Source organism: Paenibacillus sp. FSL H3-0286, from assembly GCF_045040705.1.
Taxonomy (GTDB): domain Bacteria; phylum Bacillota; class Bacilli; order Paenibacillales; family Paenibacillaceae; genus Paenibacillus_AQ; species Paenibacillus_AQ odorifer.
In genome coordinates, this window is sequence record NZ_CP150285.1 from 477,284 (window position 1) to 495,388 (window position 18,105).

General features: G+C 45.5%; 16 protein-coding genes and 1 riboswitch. Of the genes, 9 read left to right on the forward strand and 7 right to left on the reverse strand.

Going from position 1 to position 18,105, the window contains the following annotated elements; genetic code table 11:
* Positions 1 to 61: 61 nt before the first annotated feature.
* From MHB37_RS02100 to MHB37_RS02125, 6 genes are all read right to left on the reverse strand, one after another.
* The gene (locus MHB37_RS02100) at positions 62 to 895 is read right to left on the reverse strand and encodes an ABC transporter ATP-binding protein (RefSeq protein WP_076124748.1); all 834 of its coding nucleotides are present in this window, start codon (positions 893 to 895) and stop codon (positions 62 to 64) included.
* Positions 896 to 929: 34 nt separating this feature from the next.
* The gene (locus MHB37_RS02105; protein WP_036682669.1) at positions 930 to 1,691 is read right to left on the reverse strand and encodes an ABC transporter permease; all 762 of its coding nucleotides are present in this window, start codon (positions 1,689 to 1,691) and stop codon (positions 930 to 932) included.
* A complete protein-coding gene (locus tag MHB37_RS02110; protein WP_036682688.1) occupies positions 1,688 to 1,981 on the reverse strand; it encodes an MTH1187 family thiamine-binding protein in 294 nt (97 codons plus the stop codon). Before MHB37_RS02110 ends, MHB37_RS02105 begins: the two co-directional genes overlap by 4 nt.
* Before the next feature lie 190 nt (positions 1,982 to 2,171).
* On the reverse strand, positions 2,172 to 3,221 hold the full coding sequence (locus MHB37_RS02115) for an ABC transporter substrate-binding protein (protein ID WP_076124596.1): 1,050 nt from the start codon (positions 3,219 to 3,221) through the stop codon (positions 2,172 to 2,174).
* A 161-nt stretch (positions 3,222 to 3,382) separates the two neighbouring features.
* Positions 3,383 to 3,493: riboswitch (TPP riboswitch) on the reverse strand.
* Between the two features lie 158 nt (positions 3,494 to 3,651).
* Positions 3,652 to 5,103, reverse strand: coding sequence for a hypothetical protein (locus MHB37_RS02120; protein ID WP_076185225.1), 1,452 nt, complete (start codon positions 5,101 to 5,103; stop codon positions 3,652 to 3,654).
* Positions 5,104 to 5,175: 72 nt separating this feature from the next.
* On the reverse strand, positions 5,176 to 6,396 hold the full coding sequence (locus tag MHB37_RS02125) for an MFS transporter (RefSeq protein ID WP_340394868.1): 1,221 nt from the start codon (positions 6,394 to 6,396) through the stop codon (positions 5,176 to 5,178).
* A 160-nt stretch (positions 6,397 to 6,556) separates the two neighbouring features.
* Here MHB37_RS02125 and MHB37_RS02130 point away from each other — a divergent pair, with 160 nt between their 5' ends.
* The 7 genes from MHB37_RS02130 to MHB37_RS02160 all read left to right on the forward strand — a co-directional run bounded on the left by MHB37_RS02130 (position 6,557) and on the right by MHB37_RS02160 (position 12,091).
* Entirely contained in the window at positions 6,557 to 6,976 is a 420-nt protein-coding gene (locus MHB37_RS02130) for a pyridoxamine 5'-phosphate oxidase family protein (RefSeq protein WP_038568443.1), read from the forward strand.
* A 119-nt stretch (positions 6,977 to 7,095) separates the two neighbouring features.
* A complete protein-coding gene (locus MHB37_RS02135; RefSeq protein WP_405168888.1) occupies positions 7,096 to 7,770 on the forward strand; it encodes a response regulator transcription factor in 675 nt (224 codons plus the stop codon).
* Positions 7,767 to 9,194: a histidine kinase dimerization/phospho-acceptor domain-containing protein gene (locus tag MHB37_RS02140; RefSeq protein ID WP_405168889.1), complete on the forward strand. Its 1,428-nt coding sequence runs from the start codon at positions 7,767 to 7,769 to the stop codon at positions 9,192 to 9,194. The genes MHB37_RS02135 and MHB37_RS02140 overlap by 4 nt, the downstream gene beginning before the upstream one ends.
* A gap of 70 nt (positions 9,195 to 9,264) precedes the next feature.
* Positions 9,265 to 10,176, forward strand: coding sequence for an ABC transporter ATP-binding protein (locus tag MHB37_RS02145; RefSeq protein ID WP_076302328.1), 912 nt, complete (start codon positions 9,265 to 9,267; stop codon positions 10,174 to 10,176).
* Positions 10,173 to 10,889 carry an ABC transporter permease gene (locus tag MHB37_RS02150; RefSeq protein WP_405168890.1) on the forward strand — a complete coding sequence of 239 codons (717 nt, stop codon included), beginning with the start codon at positions 10,173 to 10,175 and terminating at the stop codon, positions 10,887 to 10,889. Before MHB37_RS02145 ends, MHB37_RS02150 begins: the two co-directional genes overlap by 4 nt.
* 1 nt (position 10,890) lies before the next feature.
* The gene (locus tag MHB37_RS02155) at positions 10,891 to 11,625 is read left to right on the forward strand and encodes an ABC transporter permease (RefSeq protein ID WP_405168891.1); all 735 of its coding nucleotides are present in this window, start codon (positions 10,891 to 10,893) and stop codon (positions 11,623 to 11,625) included.
* 100 nt (positions 11,626 to 11,725) lie between these two features.
* On the forward strand, positions 11,726 to 12,091 hold the full coding sequence (locus MHB37_RS02160) for a metalloregulator ArsR/SmtB family transcription factor (RefSeq protein ID WP_036682656.1): 366 nt from the start codon (positions 11,726 to 11,728) through the stop codon (positions 12,089 to 12,091).
* 432 nt (positions 12,092 to 12,523) lie between these two features.
* On the opposite strand, the gene MHB37_RS02165 is transcribed toward MHB37_RS02160, so the two are convergent.
* On the reverse strand, positions 12,524 to 13,285 hold the full coding sequence (locus tag MHB37_RS02165; protein WP_076124584.1) for a CPBP family intramembrane glutamic endopeptidase: 762 nt from the start codon (positions 13,283 to 13,285) through the stop codon (positions 12,524 to 12,526).
* Between the two features lie 264 nt (positions 13,286 to 13,549).
* On the opposite strand from MHB37_RS02165, the gene MHB37_RS02170 reads away from it, so the two are divergent.
* Together MHB37_RS02170 and MHB37_RS02175 are read left to right on the forward strand one after the other, a co-directional pair.
* Positions 13,550 to 15,793, forward strand: a complete 2,244-nt coding sequence (locus MHB37_RS02170; protein ID WP_405168892.1) for a heavy metal translocating P-type ATPase — start codon at positions 13,550 to 13,552, stop codon at positions 15,791 to 15,793.
* A gap of 181 nt (positions 15,794 to 15,974) precedes the next feature.
* On the forward strand, positions 15,975 to 18,017 hold the full coding sequence (locus tag MHB37_RS02175) for a methyl-accepting chemotaxis protein (protein WP_254847742.1): 2,043 nt from the start codon (positions 15,975 to 15,977) through the stop codon (positions 18,015 to 18,017).
* The last annotated feature ends 88 nt before the right edge of the window (positions 18,018 to 18,105 follow it).

The window sequence follows — 18,105 nt, forward strand, 5'->3', positions numbered from 1 at the left end:
GCTGCAAAATAAAAAAACTGACACCGCTATACCAGCGATATCAGTTTACAGAGCTTAGCGATTAAGCTAGCGGCTGCCTATTTTTAGCTTGTTCCTCTCGCATCCACTGTGACAACTGGCGTTTGAGCTTAAGGAACTCGGGAGAGTCCGTAATCTCATCACGGCGTGGCCGCGGAAACGGCACATCGACTGTATGCAGAATGGAGCCGGGGCGACCGGAAAATACATAGATACGATTAGAGAGCAGCAACGCTTCTTCGATGTTGTGAGTGATGAACAGCACAGAGCGGCGATTCTCTTCCCACAGCTCAAGTAGCCAGCGCTGCATTTCACTGCGAGTTAGTGCATCCAGTGCACTGAAAGGTTCATCCAGCAACATTAGCTCCTGCGGAGCGAGCAATGCTCTGAGAAAAGCTGCACGCTGCTGCATCCCGCCAGACAACATATGCGGATAAGCATGTTCGAAACCGCTTAACCCAACCTTGGCAAGCCACTGGCGCGCTTCCTCGCGGGCTCCATCCCGCAGTGCACCTTTGATCTCCCCAGCAAGCAGCACATTATCCTCAATCGTACGCCAAGGAAAAAGCGCAGGCTGCTGCGGCATATAACTAATTTCACCGCGTTGACCTGTAACGACCTTACCGTTCATGCGGATCGTGCCTGCATCGGGTTTCACAAGGCCGCCAATCATATGGAATAAGGTGCTTTTTCCGCAGCCGGAAGGACCAACGATCGAAACGAACTCTTGTTGCTCTACCTTGAGAGAGACATTATTCAGAACGTTCGTCTCACGGCGACGATGGGAAAAAGATTTGGAGATGCCGCTCACTTCAAGGGCGGGTGCCACGGTATGAGCTTCAGGAGAGCTTATGACTTCTGTTGTTCTGTGTTGCATTTGCGTCGCTTGAGACATACAGGCATCTTCCTTTCTATGAGTTACGGCGCGGCTTCCAGCGAACCAGCCATTTTTCCAGCAATGCAATAATAGCAAAGAGTACAAGACTTAAAAGTACAATAATAACAATAGCAACAAACATCCGATCCGTACGATATGCGGATTTCTGCAGAAGCATATAATAGCCAATACCTTTATCCGCGCCAATCCATTCAGCGACCACGGCGCCCATAACCGCATAAGTAGCAGATATTTTTACGCCGGAAAATAGTGCCGGGATAGAAGAGGGCAGCTCCAGCTTGGTGAAAATTTGCCACTTGCTTGCGCCAGCCATTTTCATATAATTCATCATGACCTGATCACTTTGGGCCAGACCGCCCATCGCAGCGACAGCTACCGGGAAGAAACATACTAGTGTAATCAGCACGATTTTGGGCAAAAGACCAAAGCCGAACCAGATAATGAGCAGGGGTCCGAGCGCGATGGAGGGAACATTTTGACTCAGAATAATAAGTGGATAAAAAGCCCGTCTAGCCCAAGGCAAAAGATGCAAAAGCAAAGCAACGATCAGGCCTACCCCCGTACCAATGGGAAAACCAATTAAAGTGAGCCGCAGCGTAGCCATCGTATGAGCCCAAAGACCAGAAGCGTTACTGGTGGATTCACGAGCAATATCAGCAGGACTCGGCAGAATCCAGGATTCAATATGAAATACAGATACAGATAGCTGCCATACGGTTAAAAAGAAGACGACCGCCACAAGGGGCGGCCATATTAGCTTCCAGGTCGATCTCACGGCCGATATTTCTCCGTCAATTTATCCATGCTGATTCCGTTAGGATTATGAGCGATTTTGATCTGCGAAATTACGCTTGGACTGCCTGCTTCGATCAACGCCTCCTGCATCTGACGCACAACCTCCAGCAGCTCGCTAAGCTCACCTTCCATTGTGGTTTCCAGTGGATTCACTTGATGTTTAACACCGGATTTCTGAATGACCTCAATCGCTTTATCTACGTATGGGATGGAATCCTCATTGTTCGGTGTTTTTGGAATTACTTGAATGCTTAGTAGGGTGTTAGCCACAATAATCAATCCTCTCATTTTATAAGGTAAGTTCAAAAAGCCAACTTTGATAACGAAGTAACTCAGGAAGCAAACTCGACATCGAATCTTGAACGAACTTGGGAAGTCCGGTACTCACGTAGCACATCACTACGCTCCGTTCCTCCTTCCTCAAGTAACGTCCAACCTTCTTGGTTCTGAAGTCCGCTCTCTACTCCGCCGGTAAAAAATCATTACTGAATGCACTAGCAGCATCCAGCGGTTTATCCAGCAACTTCAGATCATACATCCAGTCGCCGTAATTTTGCCAGACCTCGGTTTTTTGCTCGCCCCAGCGGGCAGCATCGTCCTTGTATTTTGGGCTAAGCCATTTTTGGCTAGCTAGGACAAGGTCGGCGTCCAGGTCAGGAACGGCCTTCGATAACATACCGGCAGCCTCTTCCGGATGATCAATGGCATACTGATAACCTTTTGATGTGGCTTTCATGAAGGCCTTCACCAGATCAGGATGATCTGCAATTTGCTTCTCACTCGTCGTCAGCACAGGCGTGTAATAATCGAGCTGTGGCGCATAATCCTTTAAGTACAGCATATCCAATGGCTCGCCACGCAACTCAGCCTCAACACCAGTCCAAGCGTAGAAAATCCAGGCGAAATCAATGTCACGTTTGACGGCGGTAAAATAATCAGCTTCACCGATACTGATCAGCTTCACCTTTTTCACATCGCCACCTTCAGGATCCATGATAGCTTTCATGGCTGCTTCTTCGGCCGGTGAGCCCCAGCCTCCGTAGGTTTTACCTTCGAAATCCTTTGGTGATTTAATATTGCGATCTACTGGAGCAGCGAATCCCGACGTATTATGCTGAATAATAGCTGCTATCGAGACAAGGGGTACGCCTTGTAGACGGGCTAGTGTTAATCCTTCTTGGGCGCTGATGCCAAATGCGGCTTCGCCAGAAGTAACCATAGTATCAGAACCCGCTGCGCCTGGCTGAACGATCTCGACGTCCAGACCTTCTTCAGCGTAGTAACCAAGATCCTTAGCTACGTATAGACCGGTATGATTCGTGTTCGGTGTCCAGTCGAGTGCGACTTTAACTTTGGTGAGCTCTTTTGGAGCATCCGTCCCAGCCGCAGCAGTTGGATCAGTAGCATTTGCTTTGTTTCCGGCTGTATTCCCATTGTTGCTGCCGCATCCGGCAATGGCAAGAATGAGTACACAGGTGAGGCACAACGTAAGTGCTTTTTTAAGGTGCATGTCTTCTTCTCTCCTTTAAGGTTACAAGAATCCCGTCTTCACAACATGAACCGTAAAGTGTAGTATGTACGTTTTTCTACATCTTTTAGTGATCTTACAAAAAAAGCGCCCCGAGTGATCGGGACGCTGGCTTGGCGCAAGGTTAGTTAAGGTCACAGGGACCAGAACCAATTGGCGATTCCTACGCTGGCATTATCCAGATCAGGTATAAGGGTCAGTATCTTGTGGGATACAATCTCAGCCGGCCAATTCCAGCACCCCTGGTTCTATGAAGTTAACGGGTATTTCTATGTGCAATATAAGTAAGCATAAGTTTTGTACCCATACTTTATATCTTATATTTCTCGCATACGGTGTATTATAGACGGCTGTACTCAGAATGTCTAGTAGTGCACTCCTGAATTTTTCCAATCCAGTAGTTTCTTTTTTGCTAGTCTAGATCTTTATATTTTTTGCGGTGACGCCGTTTAAGCTCACTAACCAGCGCCCCTAGCGTGAGGACAACGCTGATCAGAATCCCGCTCATGATCACGAAGAGGGCAAGAAATTCAAAGGGAGAATAACCAATCATTTTACTCCATTGAATCTTTCCATCCAGATCGTCAATGACCTGATTCATGCCGTAAATCCCGCTTACTACCGTAAATACAGTAAGAATCATCAGCAGATTATCCCGTCGCTTGGATTGAAACTTATCCTGATACTGAAACAGGTCATTTAAGGTTTCTTTCACTTCCTCGAACAAAGCGTCGTTTCCGTATACTTTACGCAGCTGAAGAAATATCTCCCGGCCCTGCGACTGGGAAATCAACTCCAAGAAGTAGAACTTTGCCGAGAACTTATTAATGGAGTAGATTAGATTGTCTATTTCCTCATAATCATGATTAATCCGAAGTCGGGAGTGCATATTGGCGAGCTTTAGCAGAACGATTTTGTGGAAAATATTGAGTAAAAATCCGTAATAATATTGCCCGTACATCTGGTTGGCTAGACTAACAGCAATCTCCTGTTCAGCGCGGGTCATGCAGCAAAAGGTTTGCTCATTCATCATATAATATGTGTCTGGACCCCAGCGATTATAGGAATGCTCATGACAATAGTTTGCAATATACGCTGGATCGCTGGCACTGGCATAGGGCTTTCCGTTCAGATTAATTCCATCAAGCTGTGAGGCGCGATAGCGTAGATTTACACTAATCTCATCAGAGCTTTCTTCATTCTGAAAGCCGTAAAAAGCTTGCACCTGCATTCTTTCATCTACGAAAAAAGGAAGGGTCTCGAAATAAGCCCCATTGATATCCGATTGATCCAGATATGGCTCCAGTCCATCCACCAAATTTCGGAAGACAAAATCCTCTACCATCTCATAGGTCTGTTCCCCGCAATGAATATAAGTGTAATCATCCTGTATGAAGGTATTCTCTAGCGCACGGAAACGATCCGCGAATTCTAGGGCAATACTAAAGGGAATTGAATCCCCCTCCAGCTGGACACGTATCGTCACGAATCCAAGCTGAAAAGGACATATGAATATATCCGTCGAGAGAATTTTGAAAAATATAGATTGCTGCGGAATCTCCAGAATGCAGTCGAGATTATTTACTCTGGAAAAACGGCGGAACGAGTCGGCATCCTTCCTGCGTGGAAAAAGGACATGTGCAGCAAACGGTAAATAGGTGCGCTCCATACGTTCATGGGAAACACAGTAGCCATCTCCGTAATAGGCAGCTTCAAGCTCTTTATTATCCAGAAAAAAACGTGTGAAGCCGTCGTCCTGTAATTGCTGGATAAGCTGCTTAGAATCGCCCTTTTTTATAGAAAAGGGAAATATAAACTGCATGAGCGCAGTATGTAACAAAGGCTCAGTTGAAGACTCATTCATTCATCGTCCATCCTTGTGCTCAGAATATGCTTATAGATCACATTACCCTAAAAGGATAACGTTGATACTGTTCTAAATACGGGAACTCTTTCCTTTCAACGCTTGCATGGACTGGAACCTCCATGCGGCAATGCTTAGCAGAAACAAGAAGGCGGCAAAAGCGGCCAGTAATCCGGCTGTTTGTGCCACTTCTAAATGGTCCATAGACCAGCCCATAAACAGAGGTAGCAAAGCACCGCCAACACCTCCGGAAGCAATCATAATGCTGGGTGTTGACTCTTCGGTGCCAGGCAGCATTTTGCTGGAGTAGACTAAAGCAATGGAGAAAATACCGGACATAAACAGCCCCAGCAGCAGAATTACAATGAAAGCAGCCATTCGATTGTCAGTGAACGGAAAGAGTGCCAGCAGTAACAAGGTTAGTAAACAGCTGCTGAGAATGTACACGCGATAAGATATTTTTTCGGCAATTACACCCGCAAACAATCTTCCTGTAGACATCGCCAGCCAAAAGAAAGTGACTGTCAGTGCTGCGGCAGACTCCGTCATCCCTAGCTTGGCAATAAAGATAGCCGGCATAAAGTTGACTAAACTCATCTCTGTGCCTACATAAAGAAAAAAGAAAACGATGAAGATCCCTAACAGAATCCATTGCTTACCTTTATACGGAAATTTTTTGTTAGAACGTGAGCTTGAGGATTGCGAATTGTCTGCTCCTTGGACAGAGGCGCGTTCATCCAGCATTCGTTGTAGATTACCGAAATGCCCTCTTGTCCAGAGGATAAGAGAAATTAAGGAGAAGGCAGCGACGATTAGAAAGGCCAATCTCCACGCTCCGGCAGCAATGAGCGGACTGGCGATAAGCGGCATCACGAGTGCGCCTATCCCGAATAGCACTTCAAGCCGGCTCATTGCAATAGCAGTTCCTTCGGTTACAGCACCAATAATAATGGTGCCGATAACCGCTTCGATCATCCCGAAACCAAAACCTGCGGCAACAGCGATAACATACATCCAGCCCCAAGGCGGTAGAAAGGCGTAGGCAATTTCTGCAACTAGTAGAAGACTGGTGGCAATGAGGATGCCTCCACGTTTTCCGAAGCGGCGATTAAGCAGGGGAGAGACCAACACACCTGCTAAAAAACCAGCGAATTGACTAAAGATTAATTCACCGCCAGCACTATAATTTTGATCATAATGTTGCAGTAGAACGGGCAGAATAGATCCCAGCACAACATGTGCCAGACCGATAACGAAGTAGGAAAGACAGCCGATCCAAATCAGTTTTTTCACGAAGTAAGCTCCTTATCTTGAAGTAGTTTATGAGGTAAGGTCGGATTCAATGTGAACCTGAAGGGTACATTATAATAAGCACCATTGTTATGATAAATCCAAACGGTGAGCTTGGATATATAAACTTTTGTTTACATGCTTGAAGGGAGAGATTTACGTAATGGATAACAAACAACTGGAGCAACTCATTATTAAGGCATTGGATGACAACAAGTTCGGTTCCTTTGGTACGATCGAAGAAGGAAATAAGCCGAAAGTACGTTATATGGCCATTTTCCATGAGGGTTTGAGAATTTATTTGGCTACAAATCGCAAAACTCATAAAGTGGAGGAGTTATCCGATAATCCGAATGCTTTTGTACTGCTTGGCTATGAGGCAGGCGGAAGCAAAGATGTGCTGGAGATTGAAGCAACTGCTACCGTCTCTAAGGATGAAGGCTTGCGCTCCAAGGTATGGAATAAAGAGCTGGAGCCATGGTTTACAGGACCTGATGATCCTAATTATGTAATTCTGGAGCTTACTCCAACACGTATTGAGTATGTAGGCAGCAATAAAGAGCATGGAGTATGGCAGCCGTAAGTTATAGCCTTGAATTGATCAAACAGCCCTCCTATCCCATATGGGGTAGGAGGGCTGTTTGATGTGTTATAATGACTTCAACTTTTTAGGTATTCATATCGGGGAGGAGCTGAAGCTACATGAGCGTTACTCTGTTATATATTGAAGATGATCGTGAAATTGGCAGTGTAGTGTCTGCTGATTTAAGCGAAAGAGGTTATAGTGTTCGCTGGCTACGGAGCGGAGAAGGAGTGATGGAAGAAGCCGGCGCCTGCCAACTGGCTATTCTCGATGTTATGCTTCCAGGTCTGGATGGGTTTACGATCGGGCAACGTTTGAAACGTTCTTACCCTAAGCTGCCCATTTTGATGCTCTCCGCCCGGACCTCAATTGATGATAAGCTGCAAGGTTTGGAGTTCGCAGATGATTATTTGACCAAGCCTTTTCACCCGGATGAATTGGCCGCTCGAATTGAGGTGCTGCTCCGAAGGAATGGGGCATCTGTTCAGGATTCGCTCACACTTAAACATCTAGTCGTATATGAAGGGGATAACCGCGTAATGAATGCTCAGACTCAGGAAGAAATCATGCTTACAGGTAAGCAATTTCAGATTTTTTCCTATTTGCTGCGTCATCTTAACCAAATTATGACGAAGGAGCAGATCTACGAGGCCGTGTGGGGTGAGGCTTATATCGAAGGGGATAAAACTCTGATGGTACATATTCGTTATTTGCGCGAAAAGCTGGAGCTTGATCCGGGTAATCCGGAAATTATCGAAACTGTCCGTGGGATCGGCTACCGGGTAAGAGCATGAGAGGATTAGAGCGCATTCGCAAGAAACGTAATTCCTCCTTGTTATCAGGGTATTTGCTAATTATCGTATCTGCACTGCTATTTATCCCTGTGGTCCTTCCGTTGTCTTTTGTTGGCTACAATATTCTTAACGAAGTGACCAAAGGTGCCCCGCCTGTAGATACATCCCTGTATTCGAATATTGCACCGCTGGAGACTATGTGGCATAAAGAGGCACTTCACTTAGAAAATGCTTCTTCGGAAGCCATAAAACAGCGGCTGATTGAATTGAGTCGAAAATACACCGAGGCTACTATGTTTTGGGTAGACGGGCAGGGAAAAACCCAGTTGATTCTCACGCCTGAAGAAGGGGATAAGGATAAGATTTACCCTGAAGTTCCTGATCAGTGGACTGCGGCTGAGGCTATTTCATTTATGAAAGAAAGTACGAATCGTGATCCTTTAGCCATCGTTGCTTTCGTGGGGGACAAAGTGGAGGCAGACAAGGGATTTATGGTGATGCAAATTCCAAGCAAGCTGCTGAACAAAGGGGCTTATGGGGGATTAGGGGCTTGGGCTTGGTATAACTTTGTGTTATTTACCCTTTTTGGAGGGTTCGCTCTGGTTTCGTGGATGTTCTTTAGAAAAATTCGCAAACGGCTGCTGCAACTGCAAACCGCGATGACGATTACAGGTCCGGATAGAATGCCTAAGTCTATAGTGACAGGCAAACTGGACGAGATCGGTCGCCTGGAGGAAGCTTTTAATACGATGGTAACCAAACTGGATGAAAGCCGACGCAGGGAAATAGAAGAGGAAGAGTTGCGTAAGCGTCTAGTCTCGAATTTATCTCACGATTTACGCACACCTCTAACCGTCATTCGCAGCCATATCCATGTTATGACCAAAGAGGATCTGACCTCAAAAGGTAAGCAGTCCTTACAGCTTATGGATGAGCGTATTGCGGATCTTAGCGTCCTGATCGAGAATCTTTTATCTTACAATCTGCTCAATAGTGGACGGGTAACCTTAAAGCTGGAACGTAAAGATGTTCTACGCTTGTTACGGGAGAGTGCGGCTGCTTGGTACCCCGTATGGGAAAAAGAGGGCTTCGACATTGATATTAACCTGGAAGCCGAACCGCTATTCTGGAGGGTGGATGAGGTCTGGTTCCGCCGTATTCTCGATAATTTGTATCAAAACATTGTACGACATGCCAGCAGCGGGTATTATGTCGGGATCTCAACGGAGCAACGTAATGAACAACGTGCCATAATTATTGCGGATCATGGTCGAGGCATTCAGAGTCCATCCGATTACAAGGGGGCAGGTTTGGGATTGTCTATCGTCGATCTTTTGATGAAGCATATGGAGCTGGAATGGGTTGTGGAGAGCACAGGCAAAGGCACTTCTATTGTAATCTTTGATCCGCATCGTGAAATTTAAACAAAACTTAAACTTGGCACTTCCTTGTTCTTAACCTTGGGACGTTATGCTGTATACCGAGGTGAAGAACATGGAAGAAACAGTGATTAAAACTAAGGATTTATTGAAAAAATATCGTGGCCGGGCTGCGGTAGAAAATTTGAATTTAAATATCCGTAAGGGAGAGATTTATGGTTTTCTGGGTCCAAACGGAGCTGGGAAAACTACAACAATCCGTATGCTGCTTGGCCTAATTACACCGACATCTGGAAAAATTGAAGTGTTCGGCCAGGATCTTCGGAGGAATAAGCTGCAAATTTTACGGAAGGTAGGGTCGCTTGTCGAATCCCCCTCGTATTATGGGCATCTGAGTGCTGTGGACAATCTCGAAGCGATCCGACGCATTCTGGATGTTCCGAAGTCACGAATCGCTGAGGTGCTAGATATTGTTTCTCTAACCGGGGAAGAGAGACGTCCGGTCAAAGGGTTCTCCCTCGGGATGAAGCAGAGACTCGGTATCGCAGCTGCCTTGTTAGGGAATCCAGAGCTGCTTATTCTGGACGAGCCAACGAACGGACTCGACCCGTCAGGGATTCAGGAAATTCGTGGGCTTATCAAACGTTTGCCACAGGAGCAAGGAATTACGGTTGTAGTATCCAGTCACCTGCTTAGTGAAATTGAACAAATGGCAGATACCGTGGGTATTATTCGCCAAGGGCAAATGGTATACCAAGATACAATAGCTAATCTGCAACAACAGGCTGCTGGCGAGATACGCCTTGCGGTTTCGGAACCAGAGTCTGCGTTACGTCTCGCTGGAGGCCGGGGGTATGAAGGGACACTACAAGAGCAAAAATTGATTTTTTCAAGAATGAACGATGCAAGAGTAGCGCTGCTAGTCAAGGCTTTGGTAGAGAATGGGCACGCTGTCTATCGTGTAGAGGAGCGGAGACAATCGCTTGAGGACTTCTTCCTACAGGTTGTGGGAGGCGGGGAATCATGATGTGGCGGGCGTTGTCAGCGGATTGGCTTAAAATCCGCGGCAAAGGAATTTGGTTTCTAGTGTTTCTAGGACCGATTGGTCTAGTAGCCATGCAGGGCCTTAACTTTGGCCTTCGTTATGATTATCTGCGTCAGCAGTATAGCACGGATTTATGGGGAGGACTTCTGGATAATGTGTCCGGGTTTGTGCCCACAGCTCTTTTTCTGGGCGGCACTTTAGTATGCTCGTTGATTGCAAATGTCGAACATCAGATGAGTTCATGGAAGCAGCTCTTGGCACTGCCTATCTCTCGTACCTCAGTGTTTATGGCTAAGTTAATGCTCTGTCTGCTGCTAGTGGCAGTTTCCTGCTTGTTGCTCTCAGTGGGGATAGTTGTTTTAGGGCTTATTTTGGGCTTCAAAGCGGATCTTATTCCTTATGTGGATGTAGTGCGGATTGGCTTTATGTCCTATATTGCGGCTCTGCCGGTCATCGCGCTACAGCTGTGGCTTTCCCTGGCTAATCGTAATCAGACACTGCCAGTTGCCTTGGGGATCACATTATCTTTGACGTCATTTTTCTCCATGTTCCTTTCGGAGTGGGTGCCTTTAACATGGCCATATTTGGCGTGGGACTCCTCTAATCGCCTTTTGTTCAGCGGTGCGGGTCTGCTGCTGGGAATGCTGGTGTTTTTGCCGGGTGCAGTGCATTTCGCTCGAAAGGATGTGGATTAAGATGATGTCATTTTGGAGAGTATTATCCTCAGAGCGATTAAAAATGTCTAAATCATATGTTTGGCTTTTAGTCATAGGAAGTCCGGTTTTATCACTGGTTCCCGGATTGTTATCGGATAATCAAGGTGAGAAGATGTCTTGGGAGCTGCTGTTAAGTGTGATGTCAATGATGCATGCTTTGCTGTTTCTGCCTGTGCTTTCAGGCATTTTTGCGGCCCTGATCTGTCGTTATGAGCATCATGACGGTGGTTGGAAGCTATTGTTGTCTCTGCCTGTAACCCGGTTGTCGGTGTATCTCTCAAAATATGTGATGATCATCGGATTGCTGGCTGCTGTGCAAGTAACGTTCCTCGTTATGGTGCTGGGAATGGGCTTGTTCCGAGGGGCTCCAGATCCAATCCCTTGGGAGCTGCTGCTAAAATCAGTATTTGGCGGCTTTGTAGCCTGTCTACCTCTCGCCGCATTGCAGCTGGCGATCTCGCAAAGCTGGAGCAGCTTCGGCGCACCGCTGGCGCTGAATGTGAGTCTGACCATTCCCAATATACTGATCGCTAATTCTTCAACCTACGGCCCCTATTATCCTTGGGTACAGCCGTTGTTGGCCATGAGTCCTTATGGTGATGACGGATTTGGTGCCTTTAATCTGCCTTTAGAGACACTGATAATGATAGTGGGAGGAAGCTTGATTGTCTTTTTTGCCGCAGGACTAATCTCCTTTTATCGTAAAGCAGTCTAATTCACAATCAGAGGCTATAAACTCCTCCTCAATGGACATCCCGTGCTGTTTTTCTTATAATTAAAGAATATAATTAGCTAAGATGGAGGAGGGCGAGAGCATGGAGCCAACAGCATTAGAGGACTGCGACAATACATGCAAGGGTTCAGAGCTTGAACCGGAATCCATTGCATTGATCCTGCCAGACCGTGGGATTACTGATAAAATGGCAGAAATGTTCAAAGCGTTGGGTGATCCAACACGAGTGCGGCTCATTTACGCTTTGTCACAGCAAGAATTATGTGTACATGATTTGTCCGTGATCCTTGATATGGGCCAATCTGCGATATCCCATCAGCTCCGTTATTTACGGAATCTACGGATCGTGAAGCGCCGTAAAGAGGGGAAAACGGTATTCTATTCGCTGAACGATGCGCATGTGGAGCAGATCTTTTTGCAGACCCACGAGCATGTCCGACACGAATAGCTAGTTGCAAAAAAAGAGGGACTCCCAGCAGCCATTGGATGGCTTTTGGGAGTTCCTCTTTTTATTATGCCGACGAGTCCTAACCATCCACTACGGCTTACGGACCCAGCTGACGTTATTTGCACAATAATCGCTTTTTGAGCAGAGTTGCGGACCTCAGTGCAGTTATTCTTTAGAAAGAGGTCTTATTTTGCTCTTTTTCATGCCAATAGCGCCTATGGGGTCCGATAATATGCTAAATCGGGGATAATACTACTTTTAGGGTCAACTGGGTCCGTTAGCTGTGTGGGTTGCGACAGATATTGCTCTAATGAAGCTAGGTGGCATCTCAACTGAACTAAGTAGCACCTCAATTAAACCAGGCTGCGTCGGGGTTAACCAATGCGTTTAAATCCACTGAAGCCTTGTATTTCGAAGTAAGGATTTAGCTTATTAGCTGGCTTGATTTAGGTTCTTCGTTAGGTTTGGTTTTCTAAAGGACAACACTAGCCAGACACATTGCACAGCAAGCACTAGCAGGATAAATAGATCGATTCCCATGTATTCACTCGTATTATCGTTGCCCACAAACTGAATTAAATTATGTATAAAGTGAAAGGATATCAGCGGAAGAATATTATTATTTTTTAGCATCAACAAGGCTAGCGCAAAACCGATCAGAAGCGCATATACGAGTTGTAGAAGAATTTGTGTGATATCTGTGCTGGATAATGCATTAAGTAAGTGGGTAATAGAGAAAAGAATACTCGAAGTGATCACTGCTGTTTTAGCCCCTTTAGGAAGCAAGGTCTTAAAAATCAAACCGCGATAGATACTTTCCTCCACAAAAGCGACCAGCAGGGTGAAGAAGATAAAGAACAGTACCTCAGATGCACTGATCTCACGAAATCCCTTAAAGGATATGGTAATCAGGACCACTACTAGCGGGGCATAATAGATCCAGTTGCCCGAGGATATGGTGTTTAGAGGTCGGAAGCCAAGCGTGCTCCATTTGCGCTTAACTGTAAAGTAGATGATGAGTACAAGCGCGATTGGGATGAAGGAGATAAGTACAGGGGCGGTGTACGCAAGTTCCTTAATTGTTGCGTAAGCCCCGGCGGCAGTTACGGCTACAAGTAATAACACCTCGATAATAACTACGCTCCAAATAGGGTGTTTCTGTGAAAAAGAAGACGTTTTGGCTAGCTTTGACATGTTCTAAATTCATCCCTTCTGTGTAAATCATTTGCCCATCGAGCTTCATTGATAATGGGGTCATTCGTATGTAAGAAACTTACTTTGGGTCATACATGATTTTACATATTTTCACGTAAAGGTCAATTGATTTAATTTTTAAGATAATGTAGAAAAATGGTGTATATCGCGTATTGACCTTGAAATATAAAGGGAATATAATAGGGCTAAGATAACATATGAACAAGTGCTCATATATGGTTTTTATTTGAGGAGATGTGCCGTATGGATACAATGCAAGGAAAATTAAAACGTCAGTGGGAATTAGAAGGCTTGGATTGCGCCAATTGCGCGATGAAAATTGAAGATAAGGTGAAGAAGATTGAAGGTGTATCGTCTTGTTCCGTTAATTTTGTAACAAAAACAATGACGTTGGAAACTGCCGCAGGGTATGAGGAGTCAGCGATTGTAGAAGCGAAGAAGACGGTGAAGGCACTTGAGCCCCACGTAAATGTGAAAGAGAAGGTTGGGGGCAATCACAAGGCGCGCAATAGTGGCGCTCATGAACATACGCATGATCACGAGCATGGTCATGAGCACGGCCATCAAGCTGCTGGACATCATCATGGTCATGAGGATGCTGAAGGTCATGGTCATACTCACGAGCACGGGGAAGGTGATACACGCAAAATATTGCTGCGGTTAGGCGCTGGTGGAATTCTTGCTCTAGCTGGGATATTCCTGCCCGTGAATGGAGTAGTTGAATTGCTGATTTTTTTGGCAGCCTATCTTATCGTGGGTGGTGAAGTTGTCTGGCAGGCGGTTAAGAACATCATCCGTGGCCAGGTGTTTGATGAGAATTTCCTGATGGCTCTGGCAACTATCGGTGCATTTGCGATTGGTGAGTATCCAGAGGGCGTGGCAGTAATGCTGTTTTACCAGATTGGAGAACTGTTCCAAGGTCTGGCTGTGAATCGTTCACGCCGATCTATTACGGCACTTATGGATATTCGCCCCGAGTTTGCCTATCTCAAGCTTGGAAATGATCTGAAGAAGGTCTCACCTGAGGAAGTAGCCATCGGAGATTTGATTGTTGTTAAACCCGGTGAGAAGGTACCCCTTGACGGAACAATACTTGAAGGTAACGCCATGATGGACACATCTGCACTTACTGGAGAGTCGGTACCACGATCAGCTGGTCCAGGAAGTGCGGTGTTAAGTGGTTTTATTAACCGGAACGGCGTAATTACTGTGCAAGTTACTCAGACCTTTGGAGAATCGGCCGTATCCAAAATACTGGAGCTAGTGCAGAATGCGTCAAGCAACAAAGCTAAAACGGAGAACTTTATTACTAAATTTGCACGTGCCTACACGCCTGTAGTAGTGATCACAGCAGTCCTGCTGGCCGTCGTTCCTCCACTGCTGATCAGTGGTGCAACTTTTTCGGATTGGATTTACCGTGCACTTGTATTCCTCGTAATCTCTTGTCCTTGTGCGCTTGTGGTCTCGATTCCACTGGGATTCTTCGGAGGGATTGGTGCAGCTTCACGCAGCGGTATTCTGATTAAGGGAAGTAACTACCTGGAAGTCCTAAATGATGTGAAGGTAGTTGTCTTTGATAAAACGGGAACGTTGACCAAGGGACAATTTAAGGTGACAGGAATTTATCCGTCGGGTGGCAAATCTAAGGATGAATTACTGCGGACAGCCGCTTATGCGGAGAGCCATTCCAATCACCCGATCGCTGAGTCGATTCGGACGGCTTATGGTGAACAGATTTCTAAGGAAGCTATCTCGAATTACAATGAAATCTCTGGTCATGGTATCGAAGTAACTATCGAAGGCAAGACCGTATTTGCAGGTAACGCACGTCTGATGGAGCGTGAGGGAATTGCTTATGAGGTCCCAGAGCAGAGCGGTACAGTTGTTCACATAGCGGTAGATCATCAATATGAAGGTTATCTGGTGATCGCTGATGAAGTGAAGGAGGACTCACTGCAGGCCATTCAGCGCCTCAAAAAGCTGGGAATACGCAAGACGGTGATGCTGACAGGTGATGCTTCCGCCGTAGCTGAAGATGTAGGGAAGCAGTTAGGGGTAGATGAGGTACACGCAGAGCTTTTACCACAGCATAAGGTAGAGGCCATCGAGAAGCTGGATCGTGATAAGTCTCCACGCGAGAAGATTATTTTTGTCGGAGACGGAATTAATGATACTCCTGTACTGGCTAGAGCCGATGTCGGGATCGCTATGGGAGGACTTGGTTCCGACGCTGCCATTGAAGCAGCAGATATTGTAATTATGACCGATGAGCCTTCGAAGATTGCTGTAGCTATCGGAATTGCCAAGCGTACTCGAGCCATCGTATGGCAAAATATTATTTTTGCTTTAGGTGTAAAAGCTATATTCCTTCTGCTCGGTGCATTTGGGATTGCCACGATGTGGGAGGCTGTATTCTCAGATGTAGGGGTAACCGTACTTGCCGTACTGAACAGTATTCGAGCTTTAAAAGTGCAAGACGAGGGTTAAGAATCTTTGGTGTATTAAATAAATGATTTCAACAAAAGTAAGCTTTAGGATTCCGGTTTTAAGGGTCTTAGGGCTTATTTTTTTTATTCTCCAGCAAAGAATTTGTCTATTTTTGCCGATATAGAAGATATATCCACATCAGGAGATATTATAACAAATGGAGTGAGGAGGCTATTTCATCGTGAATGAAAATGAAATGAAAGGAAACAAGATGAAAAAAATGAGAAAAAATGTAACGAAGAGAAAAGCGACGTCAATTCAACTTAAGTGGTCATCTGTTATATTAGCTATTGCAATCGTGCCGCTCATGGTAGCGACCATATTTTTACTTGATTATTTCGGCAATGTCACACGCACAGACAGTGAGCAAATGGCGCAGGACACCATTAATACGAACACATTCCGGATGGATGAGTGGCTATCCAACAAAACCTCGTCCGTAAAGGATCTGGTGTCCCAGCATCCTGAGTTCGATTTTACAAATCCGGCAAGTATCTTCCCTGTGATAGAAGTGCTGGAGGAAAGTGACAGTGAGACAGAAGGTTACAGTGTCATTAGTAAAGACGGCCAGTTAACCAATATGATGAACATGACCGCAAATGTAGCAGATGCGAGCTATTTCTTGAAAGCGAAAGAAACACATGCGCCTGTGTTGGGGGAAATGTCCTATCTGGAGCAGCTTGATAAATATATCATTCCAATCGTAGTTCCTGTCATGGATAAGGATAAGCAATTTATGGGAGGTATTGTCTTCTCGATTACTCCTGAAGTTCTTGCCCAAATGAGTAATGAAATTACTATGGCGGATACCGGATTTGGATATGTAATCTCAAATGATGGCATGTATTATACATATCCAGACGTCAGTCGTATGGGCAAAAAAATTACCGATTTCGCTAAAGAGCCGGCTCTTCAGAAGGTCGTTGACAAGATTTTAAGCAATAAAGAGGGGTCTGAAACTTATAAGGGCGAAGATGGTAAGAAAGTCATTACATACTTTAAGACAATTCCAGATACCGATCTGAAGCTTCTTGTAACAGTGCCGGAGAAAGAGGTTTTTGCCAAAGTGACCTCTGCACAAAGAACAGCAATGTTCATCTTACTGGCAGTTATACTTGTCATAATTTTTGTTTCACTGTACCTTACTCGTCTTATCGTTAGACCCATTAAAGCTATTTCCTCGACTATGAAAAAGGTGGCAGAGGGTCATCTAAATGAGAGGGTTAAAGTGCAGTCCGGAGATGAGATCGGCGAGATGAGTCAAAATATCAATGATATGATTGAGACACTCTCCGGTATTGTCAACAAGATTGATACAACAGTAGTGGAGGTTACTTATTCCTCAGAAGGAATGCTGAAATCGGCTCAACGTTCGTCCTATACTTCAGCAGAGGTTGCCACAGTTATCCAAGAAGTAGCTCAAGGAATGGAAGAGCAATTTAGAGGCTCCGAGCAATCCGCAAGAGCAACGGAAGAGATGGCTGTAGGTTTACAACGTATTGCTGAGTCCTCTGCAGCGGTATCAGATCAGGCTGAGACAGTCAACTCAGAAGTAGAGAGTGGCTATTTGGAAATTCAATCTACACTGCAACAGATGGCTGTTATCAGTTCCACAGCTAATCAGACTGCCGAGATGATTGGGAAATTAAGTGAGCAATCGGAACAAATCGGACAAATTGTGGATGTAATTTCTGAGATATCCAATCAGACAAGCTTATTATCTTTGAATGCTTCTATTGAGGCTGCCAGAGCTGGAGAACATGGTCGTGGCTTCGGTGTAGTTGCGAATGAGGTGAAGAAGTTAGCAGAGCGGACAAACAGCTCCATCATTAGTATAGTGGAGCTAATCGGCGGCATTCAGTCTTCAACAACAAGTGCAGCGGATTCCATGAAGAAGAGTATTGAGGAAATTGGCGATGGAATGGGGAAAATGCAAAACGTCGGTGTTTCCTTTGATCATATCCGTTCTTCGATCCGTGAAGTATCGTCGCAAATACAGGATGTGTCAGCAATTAATGAAGAGATGTCAGCCGGCACGGAAGAAATAACGGCTTCTATATCCGATATGCTCGGAATAGCTAAAGAATCTGCTGAGAATGCTCAGGCGGTCTCCTTAGCTTCAGCGGAGCAGACAGAGATTATGAAGGATGTCGTGTCCTCCGCGGAATCACTTAATGAAGTGATGTCTGTGCTGAAAGAAGAAATCGAAAAGTTTAAAAAGTAGGAGATAAACTGAGATTCATCTCCTAATAATACAAAAAATCGCTCTCTGGGAGCTGGTAGGTGATCTCACCAATTCCCAAAGTAGCGAT

Bases quoted from the DNA above. Each gene is read 5' to 3' on its own strand.
- MHB37_RS02100 (WP_076124748.1), bottom strand. From the start codon at position 895: ATGCAACACAGAACAACAGAAGTCATAAGCTCTCCTGAAGCTCATACC.
- MHB37_RS02115 (WP_076124596.1), bottom strand. From the start codon at position 3,221: ATGCACCTTAAAAAAGCACTTACGTTGTGCCTCACCTGTGTACTCATT.
- MHB37_RS02120 (WP_076185225.1), bottom strand. From the start codon at position 5,103: ATGAATGAGTCTTCAACTGAGCCTTTGTTACATACTGCGCTCATGCAG.
- MHB37_RS02130 (WP_038568443.1), top strand. From the start codon at position 6,557: ATGGATAACAAACAACTGGAGCAACTCATTATTAAGGCATTGGATGAC.
- MHB37_RS02135 (WP_405168888.1), top strand. From the start codon at position 7,096: ATGAGCGTTACTCTGTTATATATTGAAGATGATCGTGAAATTGGCAGT.
- MHB37_RS02140 (WP_405168889.1), top strand. From the start codon at position 7,767: ATGAGAGGATTAGAGCGCATTCGCAAGAAACGTAATTCCTCCTTGTTA.
- MHB37_RS02145 (WP_076302328.1), top strand. From the start codon at position 9,265: ATGGAAGAAACAGTGATTAAAACTAAGGATTTATTGAAAAAATATCGT.
- MHB37_RS02150 (WP_405168890.1), top strand. From the start codon at position 10,173: ATGATGTGGCGGGCGTTGTCAGCGGATTGGCTTAAAATCCGCGGCAAA.
- MHB37_RS02155 (WP_405168891.1), top strand. From the start codon at position 10,891: ATGATGTCATTTTGGAGAGTATTATCCTCAGAGCGATTAAAAATGTCT.
- MHB37_RS02160 (WP_036682656.1), top strand. From the start codon at position 11,726: ATGGAGCCAACAGCATTAGAGGACTGCGACAATACATGCAAGGGTTCA.
- MHB37_RS02165 (WP_076124584.1), bottom strand. From the start codon at position 13,285: ATGTCAAAGCTAGCCAAAACGTCTTCTTTTTCACAGAAACACCCTATT.
- MHB37_RS02170 (WP_405168892.1), top strand. From the start codon at position 13,550: ATGGATACAATGCAAGGAAAATTAAAACGTCAGTGGGAATTAGAAGGC.